The organism is Pseudomonas fluorescens group sp. PF-69, assembly GCF_054481235.1.
This window is the reverse complement of the sequence record NZ_JBTMNC010000001.1, coordinates 3,199,960-3,215,944: the sequence shown is the minus strand read 5'-3', so window position 1 is coordinate 3,215,944 and position 15,985 is coordinate 3,199,960. Positions and strand designations below refer to the sequence as shown.

Genomic DNA, 15,985 nt, shown 5'->3' with positions numbered 1-15,985 from the left:
TTAAGCGGCCTGGTTGAGCTGCGCTTTGAGCAGATCGCGGAAGGTCTGGATCAGCGGCTCGCGACTGCGTCCACGGCGCACGATCATCGAGAATGGTGCCTGATAACCGAAGGTCGCCGGCAGCAACACCCGCAAGTCACCCTTGTCCGCCCAGGCCTGGGCGTAATGCTCGGGCAAGTAACCGATGTAGGCGCCGGACAGCACCAGGATCAGCTGCGCCTCCATGCTCTCCACGGTGGCGGCGCTGTGCTTGAAGCCGTGCCGCGCCAGTTCGGCCTGGCTCCAGTAACCGCGACCGACCATGCGTTGCTGGGTGATGACCTGCTCGGGAATACGCCGCTCATTGAACAGCGGATGCCGGGCACTGCAATACAACCAATGCTGTTCGCGGTAGAGCGGCATGTACACCAGGCCGCTCATGCGCGTGGAGAACGCACCGATGGCCAGATCAAGACGGTTGTCCTGCACGCCGAGTTGCAATTCGTAGGGGCTCATGACCGACAAGTGCAAATGCACTGCCGGGTGTTCCTGACTGTAGGCGCCAATGGCTTCGGCGAACGGCAAGGCCTTGTCGCTGACGGTGGAGTCGATCACCCCCAGGTTCAGCGTCCCGCGCAATTCGCCCTTGAGCGCGGCGGCGTATTGTTCGAAGCCCTCCAGCTCGCCCAGTAACCGCAAGGTTTCCTGATGAAACAGCTCGCCCTTGCTGGTGAGGCTGAAACCGCCACGGCCGCGATGGCACAGCACCAGGCCCAGCGCGGCTTCGAGCTGGCTCATGTAAGTGCTGATGGCCGACGTCGAGAGATTGAGCTCTTGCTGGGCGTTGGCGAAGCCCTGATGACGCACCACGCTGACGAAAATGCGCAATAGTTTCAGATCGGGTAAAGCGTTGGCCATGGAAGACTCCGAAAACTGGGGGCGCGCAATGCTCGAATCCATAGAGAACCTGGTGGGAGCGAGCCTGTTCGCGAAGAGGGCGCTAGGCCAACAACGAAGTTGACTAGCCCCACCGCCTTCGCGAGCAGGCTCGCTCCCACAAGATTGGTTCCTGGCATCGTTTGCGCTGGCGTGAAGTCTATCGCTGCCACCTCCATTAGTTTAGAAAAATCTGAACTAAGTATTTGCGCGGAGCGATTCTTCCCCGTCACTACATTTCGCAGAATCGGCCCCCAGCGGTGCCCGTGCCTACTGTGAACGGTGTATCCGACATAAATAAAACAACGACGATGAGGCCTTACCCGTGGACAAGATTCTTCACCAACCACTGGGCGGCAACGAAATGCCGCGCTTCGGCGGCATCGCCACCATGATGCGACTCCCTCACTTGAATACCGCTGCCGGCCTGGACGCTGCCTTCGTAGGCGTGCCATTGGACATTGGCACTTCCCTGCGCCCTGGCACCCGTTTCGGGCCTCGCGAAATCCGCGCTGAATCGGTCATGATTCGCCCGTACAACATGGCCACTGGCGCAGCACCGTTCGACTCGCTGTCGGTTGCCGACATCGGCGACATCGCGATCAACACCTTCAACCTGCTGGATGCCGTACGGATCATCGAAGAATCCTACGACAACATCCTCGAACACGACGTGATCCCGCTGACCCTGGGCGGTGACCACACCATCACCCTGCCGATCCTGCGCGCCATCCATAAAAAGCACGGCAAGGTCGGCCTGGTGCACATCGACGCCCACGCCGATGTGAACGATCACATGTTCGGCGAGAAAATCGCCCACGGCACCACCTTCCGTCGCGCCGTTGAAGAAGGCCTGCTGGATCCGGACCGAGTTGTGCAGATCGGTCTGCGCGCCCAGGGCTACACCGCTGACGACTTCAACTGGAGCCGCAACCAGGGCTTCCGCGTGGTTCAGGCCGAAGAGTGCTGGCACAAATCCCTGGCGCCGCTGATGGCCGAAGTTCGCGAGAAAGTCGGCGGCGGCCCGGTGTACCTGAGCTTCGACATCGACGGCATCGACCCGGCCTGGGCGCCTGGGACCGGCACCCCGGAAATCGGTGGCCTGACGACCATTCAGGCAATCGAGATCGTGCGTGGCTGCCAAGGCCTCGACCTGGTCGGTTGCGATCTGGTAGAAGTCTCGCCCGCTTACGACACCACCGGCAACACCTCGCTGCTGGCCGCCAACCTGCTGTACGAGATGCTCTGCGTACTGCCTGGCGTGGTCCATCGCTGAGGATGGGTGATGAACGAACGTGATCAGGTATTGCAAGCCGCCGCCGATCTGGTGTCTGCCTTCGCTCGTAACGATCGCGAAGCCTACTTCGGTGCCTTCAGCTCTGACGCCAGCTTCGTCTTCTACACCCTCGAACAGCCCCTGCTGTCGCGCGATGCCTATCAGGCGTTGTGGGACAGCTGGCGTGCCGAGGATGGCTTCGAGGTGCTGTCGTGCACCTCGAGCAACGCCTTCGTCAGCCTGCAAGGTGATGTGGCGATTTTCATCCATGACGTAGCCACCGAGCTGCGCATGCAAGGGGAGCAACACTTCAGCCAGGAGCGCGAGACGATTGTTTTCAAGAAACAAGCGTCTGGCCAAGAACAACAAGGCCTATGGCTGGCCTGCCACGAACATTTGTCCGCAATGCCGGAAGGGCTGCCAACCCCTTAGAAACAGGCGACGCTCACACACGATGAGCGCGCCTTTATGATCGGAGCAGATCATGAATAACAAAAACAACGACCAAAGCCTTACGCAAATTGAAACCCACGGGGTCGAACAGATCCCGGACAACGAACGCACCGCAGGCCCGACGGACTTGTTCCGGATGATCTTCGGTGGTTCGAATACCTTTGCTACCGCCGTACTCGGCAGCTTCCCGGTGTTGTTCGGCCTGTCTTTCCAGGCAGGCGTCTGGGCGATTGTGCTGGGCGTGTTGCTGGGTTCGCTGATCCTCGCGCCAATGGGCCTGTTCGGCCCGATCAACGGTACCAACAACGCCGTGTCTTCCGGTGCGCACTTCGGCGTGCACGGGCGGATCGTCGGTTCGTTCCTGTCGCTGTTGACCGCCATCGCCTTCTTCTCGCTTTCGGTGTGGAGTTCGGGCGATGCGCTGATCGGTGGCGCCAAACGCCTGATCGGCCTTCCGGAAACCGACCTGACCCTGGGCCTGGCCTACGGTCTGTTCGCGATCCTGGTGCTGACCGTTTGCATCTATGGTTTCCGTTTTCTGCTGTGGGTCAACAAGATCGCGGTGTGGAGCGCCAGCCTGCTGTTCCTGCTGGGTGTCTTCGCCTTCGCCGGTCCTTTCGATGTGAACTACGCCGGCACCGTCAACATGGGCCAGCCAGGTTTCTGGGCGGCGTTCATCGGTGCGGCACTGGTGGCCATGAGCAACCCGATTTCCTTCGGCGCGTTCCTCGGCGACTGGTCGCGCTACATTCCGCGTGAAACCTCCAAGCGCCGGATCATGGCCGCAGTGGTGATTTCGCAGATCGCGACCTTCATCCCGTTCCTGTTCGGCCTGGCCACCGCCACCATCGTAGCGATCAAGGCCCCGGACTACATCGCGGCCAACAACTATGTCGGCGGCCTGCTGGCGGTCTCGCCGAGCTGGTTCTTCCTGCCGGTGTGCCTGATTGCAGTGATCGGCGGCATGTCCACCGGCACCACGTCGCTCTACGGCACCGGGCTGGACATGTCCAGCGTGTTCCCGCGAGTGCTGTCACGGGTCAAGGCCACGCTGCTGATCGGTGTGATGTCGATTGCCTTCATCTTCATCGGGCGCTTCGCGGCGAACCTGGTGCAGAGCGTGTCGACCTTCGCGGTGCTGATCATCACCTGCACCACCCCGTGGATGGTGATCATGATCATCGGCCTGCGGGTGCGTCGCGGCTTCTACTGCCCGGATGACCTGCAAGTGTTTACCCGCGGCGAAAAAGGTGGCCGCTACTGGTTCACCCACGGCTGGAACTGGCGTGGCCTGGGTGCCTGGATCCCGAGTGCGGCCGTCGGCCTGTGCTTCGTGAACCTGCCGGGGCAATTTGTCGGGCCGCTGGGCGAAATGGCCGGCGGAATCGACATCAGCCTGCCGGTCACCCTGGGGCTTGCCTCGCTGGTGTACCTGGCATTGCTGAGCCTGTTTCCGGAATCGGCTGCGGTGTTCGGCCCGAATGATCCACGCAGCAAAAGCACGGACCCGCTCGCAAAACCGGCGACGCGGCAAGTTGCCTGATCAAACGCATTACCTGTGGTCAACACGTTCCCACAGGAACGGGTGGTTCCACAGGGATTGATTTCAGTTCCACTATAAAAAAGACAATCGGAGACACGCCATCATGGCATTGGATTTATTCGTCGTACTCATCTACGCCGCCGCGATGCTGCTACTCGGCTACTACGGCATGCGCAAGGCCAAGACCCACGAAGACTACCTGGTCGCCGGTCGTAACCTCGGCCCGGGCCTGTACATGGGCACCATGGCCGCTACCGTCCTCGGTGGCGCGTCCACCGTAGGCACCGTGCGTCTGGGCTACGTGCACGGCATCTCCGGTTTCTGGCTCTGCGCCGCACTGGGTTGCGGGATCATCGCGTTGAACCTGTTCCTCGCCAAACCACTGCTGAAACTGAAAGTGTTTACCGTCACCCAAGTGCTGGAAAAACGCTATAACCCGATGGCCCGTACCGCCAGCGCGACCATCATGCTGGCCTACGCCCTGATGATCGGCGTGGTTTCAATTCTGGCCATCGGTACCGTACTGCAAGTGCTGTTTGACCTGCCGTTCTGGGTCTCTGTACTGGTCGGTGGCGGTATCGTCGTCATTTACTCGACCATCGGCGGCATGTGGTCATTGACCCTGACCGACATCGTCCAGTTCGGTATCCAGACCGTCGGTCTGATGTTCCTGTTGCTGCCAATCTGCCTGTACCGTGTGGGTGGCTGGGATCAATTGGTCGCGCAATTACCGGCCGCCAGCTTCAACTTCACCAGCATTGGCTGGGACACCATCATCACCTACTTCATGATCTACTTCTTCGGCATCCTGATCGGTCAGGACATCTGGCAACGGGTGTTCACCGCCAAGAGCGAAAAAGTGGCGCAGTACGCCGGCACCTCGGCGGGTATCTACTGCATCATCTATGGCCTGGTTTGCGCACTGATAGGCATGGCTGCACACGTGCTGATCCCGGACCTGGACAACGTCAACAACGCCTTCGCCGCTATCGTCAAAATCTCGCTGCCGGACGGCATCCGTGGCCTGGTGATCGCAGCTGCCCTGGCGGCCATGATGTCCACCGCCAGCGCCGGCTTGCTGGCGGCGTCCACCACCTTGACTGAAGACTTGCTGCCAAAATTGCGCGGCGGTAAAGAGTCGAACATTGCCACCAACCGCTTGTTCACCCTGCTGACCGGTATCGTCGTGCTGGGCATCGCACTGGTGGTCAATGACGTGATCAGCGCGCTGACCCTGGCCTACAACCTGCTGGTCGGCGGCATGCTGATCCCGCTGATGGGGGCGATTTTCTGGAGACGCGCCACCACGGCCGGTGCAATCGCCGCCATGGCATTGGGCTTTATTACCGCCCTGATCTTCATGTTCAAGGACGGAATGGATGCCAACTCACCGATCTACTACAGCCTCGGTGTCAGCCTGGTGAGCTTCGTGATTGTCAGCCTGATGTCCCGTCGCCCGGTGACACTGGCAAGCGCCGCCTAAGCTGAATATAACGACTTGATGCTTTCTTCGGCGGGTGTGGCGTCGGTTGCCACACCCGTTTTTTTCGTCTGAAGGAAACCGCTTATGAAAATCGTCCGCCGCGATCAGTGGTTCGAAGTCAAACAGCTCAGTGATGGCATCCGCCTGATTCACGAGCCGTTCATCCGGCCCTTCTACCGCTGCAACCTCTGGCACATTCATGGCCGAGACAAGGACCTGCTGCTGGACAGCGGCTCAGGGCTGGTCAGCCTGCGCGAGCAATTGCCGTGGATCACCGAGCGGCCGTTGGTAGCGGTGGCCAGTCATTGCCATTTCGATCATATCGCCGGGCACCATGAATTCCCCGAGCGCCTGGTGCATCCCGCCGAAGCGGACATCCTCGCCGCGCCGGACGGCGAAAACGACTTGAGCAGGGCGTTCGTCGGTGACGATATGTTCGAGGCGCATCCGGACTGCCCGCTTTGCTACGCCGAATACAGCGTCAAGGCCGCGCCGGCCACGGGTTTTGTCGAAGACGGGGATGTACTGGATCTGGGCAATCGGGTATTGCAGGTTGTGCACACGCCAGGACACTCGCCGGGCGGCATCTGCCTGTACGAAGCGGCGACCGAGACCCTGTTCAGCGGCGACATCATTTATGACGGACCGTTGATCGAAGACGCCTACCACTCCAACCTCGACGACTACGCGCGCAGCCTGCAACGCTTGCGCACCCTGCCGATCCGCACAGTGCATGGCGGCCATTTCGGCAGTTTCTCCGGGGAACATTTGCGCCACATGATTGACGAGTGGCAACGCTCACACGGCTGAAGCCTGCTGTACTCACTTTCAGGACATTCAACGCAGGGACAACAACGATAACGCCCTCGAAGAACCATCATGAAAAAGGCTGCCGTTCGTGCCGCAGTGCATCACTTCATCAGCCGTCTGCTGGAGAGTCAGGATGACTTCGACGACAACGCCAGCCTGGCGGAGTTGGGATTGGATAAAACGGATATCGAAGAGTTGATCTTCCACCTGGAAGACGAGTTCGGCTTGACGGCGTTTACCGCCGAAGAGGACCGACTGCTCAAGACGGCCAGGACGGCCAGAGACTTGAGTCGGTTTTTGCTGGAAATTGGCAGACATTAACGATCATGATCGCCGTTTGAAACAATCCGTACGCGCCCCTGCAGGAGCAAGGTTGCTCGCGAAAACTCCCAGGCGACGCGTACTTCCGGACAACCAGCGTTATCGTTAACGTCCATCGCGAGCGGGCTCGCTCCTACAGGATTACCGGCGACGCGGCTGACGCCGGCGTTGTTCGTCGTCGGTGCGAATTGGCACAGGTTGCAGAGGCGGTTCGATCAAACCGAGTGCGACACCCAGGTCATGCAGCCAGTTCTGAATTTTCTCTTTCATGATGCCCCCTTCAGGGTAGTGCCGAGAGGCCGGAATTCTGTAGCCCCTTCGCACTGATAATAGTCTGAAGTGCTGTGCAATGCTCAATCAAATTGGCAATGATCTGTTACTGAATCGATCACAATTGACCAATGTCAACTCAGGCAATCGCACGCGCCTGAATCTGCGCCGACGGATAGACCGCCTGTTGCTGCTCGATCCACGCATTCAGGTTGGCCCCGACCATGCCCTTGCGCCACATCAGCCACGTGGTCGCCGTGGCAAAAGGCTCGGCCAGCGGGTGTACCGCCACGCTTTCACGGCCCGGCAGGCTGGCGAGCATCGACTCCGACATCAGCGCCACCCCGGAACCGGCAATCACGCACGCAAGCATCCCCGGATAGGACTCGATCTCCATGGCCCGCCCCATCGCTGCGTGATCATGGGAAAACCACGACTCCAGGCGCATCCGGTAAGAGCAGCCCTGACGAAAGGTGAACACCGAACGCCCTTCCACATCCCGCGCGCTGAGCACCGGTGGGTGGTCGGCCTCGCTGACCAGTACCAGTTTCTCTTCGCACAACAGCACACCGTCCAATCCCGCCAGCTCCGGCGGCCCGTCCACCAGCGCCGCATCGAGCCGGCCGGTCAGCAAGCCTTCCAGCAATTCGCCACTGGGCCCGGACTGCACCTGAAGGTTCACCGCCGGGTAGGTTCGGTGATAACGCGCCAATAGCGCCGGAAGGTGAATCGCAGCGGTGCTGTACATGGTGCCGAGCACGAAGTCGCCGGCTGGTTGCCCCCCCTGTACGGCGGCGTGAGCTTCATCGTGCAAGGCAAACAACTTGGTGGTGTAGTCCAGCAGGACTTTTCCCGCAGGCGAGAGCTGCAAACGCTGACGCTCGCGCAGGAACAGTTCGACCCCCAATTGCTCTTCCAGCTGTTTAAGCCGGGTCGACAGGTTGGACGGCACCCGGTGCAGGCGTTCAGCAGCACGGGTGATGGACTCTTCCTCCGCCACCGCCTGGAAAATTCGCAATTGACTGAATTCCACGCCATTCTCCAAACAAGAACAAGTTACTCACTATTATTCATTTTTAAAGAATGTCAATCAGTCCTAGCCTGACGGTCATTGATCCTCTGCTGGAACTCATGCCATGTCTCCCTTGATCCGCTTGCTTGCCTGTTTTGTCGCATTAATGATGGCCATGGGCATCGGCCGTTTTGCCCTGACGCCGCAACTGCCGCATCTGCTCAGCGAAGGCCAGATCGACCTGACTGCAGCCGGACTGATTGCCGCCGCCAATTACCTGGGCTACTTCATCGGTGCCGTGGACGCGATGTTCTCTCGTCGTCCCGAGCAAGTGCGCCGTCGCCTGCTGGGCGGTCTGTGGCTGTGTGTGCTGTTGACCCTGGCGTCGTTCTGGGCCAACGGGTTCTGGTCGCATCTGTTGCTGCGCTTTGGCACCGGCGTGGCCAGCGCCTGGGTATTGGTGATGATTACCGCGCTGAGTCAGCCACTGGCGGCTGCCGCCGGGCGCCCGCGGCTCGGCGCCGTGGTATTTGCCGGACCGGGTCTGGGGATTTTCCTGACCGGGTTGCTGGCCTTGGTCGCGAACCTCTTGGGCCAGACGTCCGCCACTTTGTGGCTGGTGTATGCCGCCGTCGCCCTACTGATGTTGTTGGGGGTTCTGCGATTTCTGCCCCGGCCCACCGCGACCGCACCTGCCGCTGCCAGCGTCGCAAGCTCATCCCATCAAGGCATCGGCCGTTTAGGCGTGGTCTATGGGTTGTACGGTTTGGGCTACATCATCCCGGCCACTTTTCTGTCGCAAATGGCCAACGCGCAATTCCACGGGCATTGGCAGGCCGATCTGTTCTGGCCGTGCTTCGGCCTGGCAGCGGCGATTGGCGTGGTGTTGGTGAGTCTGCGCCAACAAGCGGCCAATACCACGCGTCAATGGCTGACCCTGACCTTATGGATGCAAGCCGCCGGGGTCTTCGCTTGCCTGCTGGGCAATGGTCCGGGACTCGCGCTGGGAGTGATCTTGTGTGGCACACCGTTCCTGGCCTGCATGCAGTTGGTGATGCAACGTTCACGGGAGCTGGCGCCCCACGCCAGCCAACGCAACGCCGGGTTGCTGACCGCCTGCTTTGCCGTGGGCCAGCTCAGCGGGCCGTTGCTGGCAGCATTGAGCAGCCATTTCAGTGGTGGCTTGCAACCTGCGCTGGTGATCGCCGGCAGTGGCTTGCTGCTGGCCGGCGGGTTGCTCCTGAGCCCGGTCAGTGCTGGCCAAGCGCTTTGCGCAAACGGCGACGCACCCACTGCTCAGCGCTGACAAACGTGATGCCCAGCAGCACCAGCACTGCCCCGATGACAAAGTTGAGGCTCAGTTTTTCGCCCAGCAGCACCACGCCGAACGTGACGCCGAACAACGGCGTCATGAACGAAAAAACCGCCAGGTTCGCCGCCAGATACCGGCGCAACAGCCAGAACCAGGTCAGATAGCTGAAGAACGACACCACCAGGCCTTGAAACAACACGCTGGCCACCGCCACGGTGGTCAGGCTGACGTGGGTGATCTGGCCGCTGAGCAGCGCGATCAACAGCAGCCCGACGAAGCCGACGATCAACTGGTAAAACAAGGTCAGGGTTACCGGTGCTTCCGACAATCGCGAAGCACGCACCACCACCGTGGTGGCCCCCCAGGCGGCACCCGCCAATACCCCCAGCGCATCGCCCATCAGCATGCGGTGATCGAGGTTGGCCCAGGACACGCCACCGGCAAACGCAATGGCGATACCGACGAAGGCGAGGAAGATTCCCAACCATTGCACCGGTCTCAAGCGCTCGCTCGGCAACAGCCAATGCACACCCAGCGCGGTAAAAATCGGCGCGGTATAGAGGAACACCGACATATGGGCCGCCGTGGTCAGTTGCAGGCCTTCGGAGATGAAGAAAAACTCCAGCCCAAACAGTGCCCCGGCCAACAGGCCGCCGCGCCAGGTAGTGCCGACTTGATCCCAGCCGCCCTTCCAGCAGATCAACAACCCGACGAGCAACGCGGACATGCCCGAACGCCCCGCTGCCTGCATGACCGGTGCGATATCAGGTGCCGCCCACTTGATCATCACCTGCTGAACGCCCCAGATCAGGCACAACCCGAGCATCACTTGCAGGGCAAATCCATCGGCGCTACGCCGGGCGACGCTCACCGCAAGACCTCAAAAACAACACACAACATGGCAGTGACTCGACAGTAAAAGCAAAGCCCCGAGCGGCTTGTCGAACAAGCGGCGTCGGGGCGAAAAATTATGCTGTCGATTATTAACCAGACGGCCAGAAATTTCCGCCTGATAGAGACCTTTAAATTCCCGCTTGCGTCATCCCGCCGTGACCAGCGGGAGAGATCGCTGCGCCTGCTCACGCTTGGCCAGCACGAAGAACAGTGCGCCCCCGAGGAAACAACCGGTGAACCAGGCAAAGTTGGCCATTGGTTGCAGGACCGGGGTGAACGTGATCGCCACGCCCATCAACGTCGCCGGAATCAGTGCCTTGACCGCCGTCCAGTTGACCCCGCCACTGTAGTAATAGCGCCCGGTCGGGCCATCGTTGAACAGTGCATCAACGTCGATCTGCTGTTTTTTGATCAGGTAGAAATCCACCAGCAGAATCCCGAACAACGGGCCAATGAACGCCGCCAGCACATCAAGGGTGTAGTGAATCACTTCGGGGTTGTTGAACAGGTTCCACGGGGTGATGAAGATCGACGCCACGGCCGCGATCATGCCGCCGGCACGCCAACTGATTTTACTCGGGGCGACGTTGGCGAAATCGAATGCAGGGGACACGAAGTTGGCGACGATGTTGATGCCGACGGTGGCGGTGACGAAGGCAAACGCGCCGAGCAACACGGCCACGCTGTTGTCGATCCGCGCCACGGTGGCAATCGGGTCGTGAAGCATTTCACCGAAGACAGGCAAGGTGCCGGAGACAATCACCACGGTCACCAGGGAGAACGCCAGAAAATTCACTGGCAGTCCCCAGAAATTTCCGCGACGTACGTCCTTCATACTCCGGCAGTAGCGACTGAAATCGCCGAAATTCAAGGTCGGCCCGGAAAAGTACGACACCACCAGGGCCATGGCCACGATCACTTGTCCGAACGCTTCCCAACCCGACAGGGACTTTTCCGCGAGGGTGAAACTGATGTTGCTCCAACCGGCCTGCCAGACAATCCACCCGGCGAGCAGGAACATCACGCCGTACACCACAGGGCCAGCCCAATCGATAAAACGGCGGATCGACTCCATGCCTGCCCAGAACACCAATGCCTGAACGAACCACAGGCTGAGGAAACCGAACCAGCCGAGGTAGGACAAACCGGCAAAATGTGGTTCTGCGTAGGCCGCCATCGAAGGAAAGAAGCGCAACACCACAATGATCAATGCGCTGGACGCCAGGTATGTCTGGATCCCGTACCAGGCCACCGCGATCAACCCGCGAATGACCGCCGGAATATTCGCCCCGAACACCCCGAACGCCAACCGGCAGATCACCGGATACGGCACGGCCGCTTGCTGACTCGGCCGGGCCACCAGGTTGGCGATCAACTGCACAATGCAAATCCCGCCCAGCAAGGCAATCAACACCTGCCAACTGGCCAGCCCCAGCGCGAACAGGCTGGCGGCGAATACATAACCGCCGACGCTGTGCACATCACTCATCCAGAAGGCGAAAATGTTGTACCAATTCCACTTCTGCGGCAGCGGTCCCAAGTCCTGGTTGTACAGGCGCGGGCTGTAGCCGTCGGGCATTTGCTCGGTCATTGCGTAGCTCCTCGAAAACACTCCCGACGTGATGCCAACATCACACTGCGTACGGGAGCTGTCATTGTTTGTATACGAGTTGCTACGCAGAATGCGTGCCATAGACGATAAATGTGTGACAAATCGCGGTTCTACGGGCGTTTTATGCAGGTAGATAAACGGCGATCTTTGCTCAGATATGCCCATGAACAGGGCACTGTCGCCTGCAAACGGTGCACATGTCATGTATACAGAGAGGGATAGCGGACTGCTGCTCAGTCAATCGTGATCGGGCCAAATCTGATTCTTGAACCGTTGCGCAGGCCAAAAGAGGGGAGCGAGCCTGCTTGCGATGACATTCGCCCGGCCAACACCGTTCATGACTTGCTCGCAGCCAGCGCATTCGCCACACGAAACCCCACAATGCAGGCAACGGCACTTGCCACCGCGCCCCACGCCATGTCCATCAATGCCAACCGCGCCGACCATCCTTGCAGGGTTGCCCAGTTGGACAAGTCATAGGTGCCGTAGGCCACCGCGCCCAACAATGCCCCCAGACGTGCGGCGTGTGGCCAGCTCCGCGCCGGCAACACCACAAACACCACACAACCGATGACATAGAGGAGATAAAACACAGCGGCCGGGGCCCACCGCGGTTCCTCGAGCATCAACGAACCGAGCAGCTCCCGATAAGTCGACGCCATAAGGACGCCCAGCCAGAGGCCATCGAGTACGAGAAACGCCGCCAGGGTGGCGACATAGGCTATGAGTGTTTTTTTCATCATCCCGCCCTTACAGGAGCCGCCGCCGGTTCGGGCCGCTCCTGCATGGGGCTGGCAAGCGCTTAGCTTAGTTCAATGCGATCGGCATGAATGACAATCTGGCCATTCTTGTACAAGGCACCAATGGCTTTCTTGAAGTTGCCTTTGCTGACACCGAACATGCTGGTGATCAGCGTGGGATCGCTCTTGTCACTGACCGCCAGGGTGCCATTGTTCTCGCGTAACTTGGCGAGGATCTTCGAGTTCAGACTGCTGGCTGCTTCCTGGCCAACCGGTTGCAGGCTCAGGCTGATCTTGCCGTCGGCCCGAACTTCCTTGATGAACCCCTTCTCTTCTTTACCGGCACGCATGAACTTGAAGATTTCGTTCTTGTGGATCAGGCCCCAGTGCTTGTTGTTGATGATCGCCTTGAACCCCATGTCGGTGGCTTCGGCGACCAGCAAATCCACTTCCTGGCCTGCGGTGTAGTTGGCCGGCGTCTTGTCCAGGTAACGGTCCAGGCGCGCCGTCGCGGTGATGCGGCGGGTGTGCTTATCCAGGTAGACATGCACCACGACGTATTCGCCCGCGGTCATCTGGCGCTTTTCTTCGGAATACGGCAGCAACAGATCCTTCGGCAGCCCCCAATCCAGGAACACACCGATACTGTTAACTTCAACAACTTTCAAACTGGCGAATTCACCCACCTGAACTTTCGGTTTTTCCGTAGTTGCAATGAGTTTGTCATCGCTGTCCAGATAAACAAAAACATTGAGCCAATCTTCATCTTCGCTGGGAATATCTTTTGGAATATAACGATTCGGCAGAAGGATTTCGCCATCCGCGCCACCGTCCAGATATAAACCGAAGTTAGTGTGTTTAACCACTTGCAAACTGTTGTAACGCCCGACTAAAGCCATGTTCAATACCCTCATTGCGTGGGCGCATTCTACCCGGTTTTACCGGGCGCGTTCGGTGCCCGGCCCGATGGCGCAGGAAAATCTCGCTCGACGCCTTGAATTCCATGGGTTCCGGCGCGTGGCGTGGCCGCTCGTCAGTCCATTCCCGCGATTTCAACCCTGGTCACTCACCGGCATAACAGCCATTTTCCCACCCTTGTTCTTAGTTAAAACAGCAGCTTAGGGGATTCTTCAAGAGAATAACTTGCGCTTGACCTCGCGCATGCCCGCAGTGCTTAAAGGGATATTTACCAAGCAAATAGCCGGCCTTTCCTGTACGATGCCTGGCCAAGTTAATTTTCTACAGGTTAATGGCCGCCATGCGCGTAAAAGCATCCAACAGCAAAGCAAAGCCAGCTCCAGCCGTCGAAACCAGCGAATCGATCAACAACCAGATTGCTGCGTTCCTCAAATCCGGCGGTGAAATCCAGCAAATTGCCAAAGGCGTCAGCGGCCAGACGTTCGGCCCGTCCAAGCAGATCACCCTGGGCAAGAAGTAATACCGGTAATACACCCGTCCTGAGGCGCTTTGAGCTTCGAAGCGCCTGGACTGGCACCCGCGCCACACCTCTTCTGTTTAATTAATCCGCAAAAATCGACGAACGGCCATCGACCCCGATGAATCGCCGGTATCCTTGCACGCGTCTAGATCAAGCGTTTCAGCAGGCCCGACGCCCTGAGCTCGCTGTTCATGGAGTGACGCATGCTCAAATCCACCTGTTTATTGCTTGCAGGCCTGCTGGCCGGCTCATCGGCGCACGCGCAAATTTTCCAGCGCGAGCTCGGCGACTTCGACCTCAAACTCGGAACCACCCCCAGCCGCAGCATGGCCCAAGGGCTGGTCAAGCCCTCGGCGGTCGGCTCCTTTCACGGCGGCCTCGACCTCAGCCACGACAGTGGCCTGTATTTCGGCCAGTACGCACCGAGCATGGGCATCTCGTCGGGCAAGAACCTCGAAATCGATTCCTACATCGGTTTTAAACAACCCTTCGACCAAACTCTCGGCTACGAGGTCGGGATGATCCACTACAGCTATCCCAAGGTGGACACCCTCGACAGCCAGGAACTGTTCGGCGGCCTGACCCTGCTCGGTAGCCGCTTCGGCGTGGCTTTCAGCAACGATCCGGACAAACAGAACAACACGCTATTCGCTGACCTTGGCGGCAATCAGCCGTTCGGCATTGGGATCAGCATGAAATACACCACCCATCAGTTGAACTCGCCGGTTTCGGTGGACGGTGGTTATGTGAGCAGTTTCACTGATTGGTCGGTGAAGTTTTCACGCCCGTTCATGGGCGTCGACCTTGACCTGATCTACAGCAACTCCAACCTCAGTGGCAGCGAGTGCTCGGCGTATTCCGGGCACAACAGCCAGTGCGATGGCCTGGTGACGCTCAAGGCCGAACGGGCATTCTATTGATTGGCTGAACTGCCCGGCTCATCCTGCGATCACATGAGAATCAGACGCCCGGCCTCGCAAGGATTCGCCCATGTCTCGCTGGTTCAAGCACATCGCCATCCTGCTGATCTTCACCCTCGCCCTCGGCGCCTGCAGCCGCGTCGGCCTGGCCTATCGCAACCTCGACGTGATCATTCCGTGGACGCTCAGCGACTACCTCGACATGAACGGCGAGCAAAAGGACTGGTTAAACGAGCGCCTCAAAAAACACCTGAACTGGCACTGCACCACACAATTGCCGGGTTACCTCGAATGGCTGGATCGCTTGCAGAGCATGGTCGAATCCAATCAGGTGACCGACTCAGCGCTGCAAGCGCGAACCACGGAAGCCAAAAAGGCTATCGCTGAAACCGCGCGCCAGATCACGCCTTCGGCCATCGAGTTGCTGCAGGGGCTGGATGACAAGCAAGTCGCCGAGATGAACGACGCCTTCGCCAAGGATCTGCGCAAACGTGAAAAGGAATACGTCAAACCGCCGCTGGCTCAACAGATTGCCGAACGCGGTGCGCGCATGGACAAGCGCCTGACCGATTGGCTCGGCCCGTTGAGCGTCAGCCAGGAACAACGGGTGATGGCCTGGTCGACCGCGCTGGGCGACCAGAACACCCAATGGATTGCCAACCGCGCGCATTGGCAGAAACAGTTCAGTGAGGCCGTGGCGCAACGTCAGAGCCCACAATTCCCACAACAAATCGAGACGCTTCTGGTCGATCGAGAAAGTGTGTGGACACCGCAATACCGCCAGGCCTTCGCCAACACCGAAGCCCAGGCGCGCTCGCTATTTGTGGATTTGATGGCAGAGAGCACACTGAAACAACGTCAGCGTTTGCTGAATAAAATCGAGGGTGTGCGCAAGGATTTCAGCGATTTGAAATGCTTGAAAGCGGCAAAACAGGGCTAGACGGATCGCAGCCTTGGGCAGAGCCAACAAAAGGCTGCGATCTTTT

General features: G+C 59.3%; 17 protein-coding genes. 10 read left to right on the top strand and 7 right to left on the bottom strand.

Annotated features, from left to right (window positions below):
- The gene (locus ACX3YF_RS14960; RefSeq protein ID WP_047532131.1) at positions 1–897 is read right to left on the bottom strand and encodes a LysR family transcriptional regulator; all 897 of its coding nucleotides are present in this window, start codon (positions 895–897) and stop codon (positions 1–3) included.
- 343 nt (positions 898–1,240) lie between these two features.
- On the opposite strand from ACX3YF_RS14960, the gene speB reads away from it, so the two are divergent.
- The 6 genes from speB to ACX3YF_RS14930 all read left to right on the top strand — a co-directional run bounded on the left by speB (position 1,241) and on the right by ACX3YF_RS14930 (position 6,801).
- Positions 1,241–2,191: an agmatinase gene (speB, locus tag ACX3YF_RS14955; protein WP_047532133.1), complete on the top strand. Its 951-nt coding sequence runs from the start codon at positions 1,241–1,243 to the stop codon at positions 2,189–2,191.
- A 9-nt stretch (positions 2,192–2,200) separates the two neighbouring features.
- The gene (locus tag ACX3YF_RS14950; RefSeq protein ID WP_196586800.1) at positions 2,201–2,623 is read left to right on the top strand and encodes a YybH family protein; all 423 of its coding nucleotides are present in this window, start codon (positions 2,201–2,203) and stop codon (positions 2,621–2,623) included.
- A 52-nt stretch (positions 2,624–2,675) separates the two neighbouring features.
- Entirely contained in the window at positions 2,676–4,187 is a 1,512-nt protein-coding gene (locus ACX3YF_RS14945; RefSeq protein WP_458973892.1) for a purine-cytosine permease family protein, read from the top strand.
- Between the two features lie 103 nt (positions 4,188–4,290).
- Positions 4,291–5,670 (top strand): sodium:solute symporter family protein, encoded by a 1,380-nt coding sequence (locus ACX3YF_RS14940; protein ID WP_458973891.1) that lies wholly within the window; start codon positions 4,291–4,293, stop codon positions 5,668–5,670.
- A gap of 84 nt (positions 5,671–5,754) precedes the next feature.
- Positions 5,755–6,480 carry an MBL fold metallo-hydrolase gene (locus ACX3YF_RS14935; protein WP_458973890.1) on the top strand — a complete coding sequence of 242 codons (726 nt, stop codon included), beginning with the start codon at positions 5,755–5,757 and terminating at the stop codon, positions 6,478–6,480.
- Positions 6,481–6,549: 69 nt separating this feature from the next.
- Complete coding sequence (locus tag ACX3YF_RS14930) at positions 6,550–6,801, top strand: phosphopantetheine-binding protein (protein ID WP_130211295.1); 252 nt, start codon at positions 6,550–6,552, stop codon at positions 6,799–6,801.
- Positions 6,802–6,942: 141 nt separating this feature from the next.
- Here the strand turns inward: ACX3YF_RS14930 and ACX3YF_RS14925 are convergent, their stop codons facing one another.
- Together ACX3YF_RS14925 and ptrR are read right to left on the bottom strand one after the other, a co-directional pair.
- Positions 6,943–7,071 carry a PA1414 family protein gene (locus ACX3YF_RS14925; RefSeq protein WP_003184145.1) on the bottom strand — a complete coding sequence of 43 codons (129 nt, stop codon included), beginning with the start codon at positions 7,069–7,071 and terminating at the stop codon, positions 6,943–6,945.
- A 139-nt stretch (positions 7,072–7,210) separates the two neighbouring features.
- On the bottom strand, positions 7,211–8,104 hold the full coding sequence (ptrR, locus tag ACX3YF_RS14920) for a putrescine utilization regulator PtrR (protein ID WP_047532146.1): 894 nt from the start codon (positions 8,102–8,104) through the stop codon (positions 7,211–7,213).
- Positions 8,105–8,207: 103 nt separating this feature from the next.
- Between ptrR and ACX3YF_RS14915 the strand changes: the two genes are divergently transcribed.
- The gene (locus ACX3YF_RS14915; protein ID WP_458973889.1) at positions 8,208–9,389 is read left to right on the top strand and encodes an MFS transporter; all 1,182 of its coding nucleotides are present in this window, start codon (positions 8,208–8,210) and stop codon (positions 9,387–9,389) included.
- Here the strand turns inward: ACX3YF_RS14915 and ACX3YF_RS14910 are convergent.
- From ACX3YF_RS14910 to ACX3YF_RS14895, 4 genes are all read right to left on the bottom strand, one after another.
- Entirely contained in the window at positions 9,334–10,266 is a 933-nt protein-coding gene (locus ACX3YF_RS14910) for a DMT family transporter (protein ID WP_130211298.1), read from the bottom strand. The two genes, ACX3YF_RS14915 and ACX3YF_RS14910, sit on opposite strands and share 56 nt — an antisense overlap.
- A gap of 168 nt (positions 10,267–10,434) precedes the next feature.
- Positions 10,435–11,880, bottom strand: a complete 1,446-nt coding sequence (locus tag ACX3YF_RS14905; RefSeq protein ID WP_130211299.1) for an NCS1 family nucleobase:cation symporter-1 — start codon at positions 11,878–11,880, stop codon at positions 10,435–10,437.
- A 356-nt stretch (positions 11,881–12,236) separates the two neighbouring features.
- The gene (locus ACX3YF_RS14900; protein WP_458973888.1) at positions 12,237–12,641 is read right to left on the bottom strand and encodes a DUF2177 family protein; all 405 of its coding nucleotides are present in this window, start codon (positions 12,639–12,641) and stop codon (positions 12,237–12,239) included.
- A 62-nt stretch (positions 12,642–12,703) separates the two neighbouring features.
- A complete protein-coding gene (locus tag ACX3YF_RS14895) occupies positions 12,704–13,540 on the bottom strand; it encodes a CvfB family protein (RefSeq protein ID WP_130211301.1) in 837 nt (278 codons plus the stop codon).
- Between the two features lie 350 nt (positions 13,541–13,890).
- Between ACX3YF_RS14895 and ACX3YF_RS14890 the strand changes: the two genes are divergently transcribed.
- From ACX3YF_RS14890 to ACX3YF_RS14880, 3 genes are all read left to right on the top strand, one after another.
- Positions 13,891–14,079: a hypothetical protein gene (locus ACX3YF_RS14890; protein WP_017337097.1), complete on the top strand. Its 189-nt coding sequence runs from the start codon at positions 13,891–13,893 to the stop codon at positions 14,077–14,079.
- 203 nt (positions 14,080–14,282) lie between these two features.
- Complete coding sequence (locus tag ACX3YF_RS14885; RefSeq protein WP_130211302.1) at positions 14,283–14,999, top strand: TorF family putative porin; 717 nt, start codon at positions 14,283–14,285, stop codon at positions 14,997–14,999.
- A 70-nt stretch (positions 15,000–15,069) separates the two neighbouring features.
- Entirely contained in the window at positions 15,070–15,939 is an 870-nt protein-coding gene (locus ACX3YF_RS14880) for a DUF6279 family lipoprotein (protein ID WP_458973887.1), read from the top strand.
- The last annotated feature ends 46 nt before the right edge of the window (positions 15,940–15,985 follow it).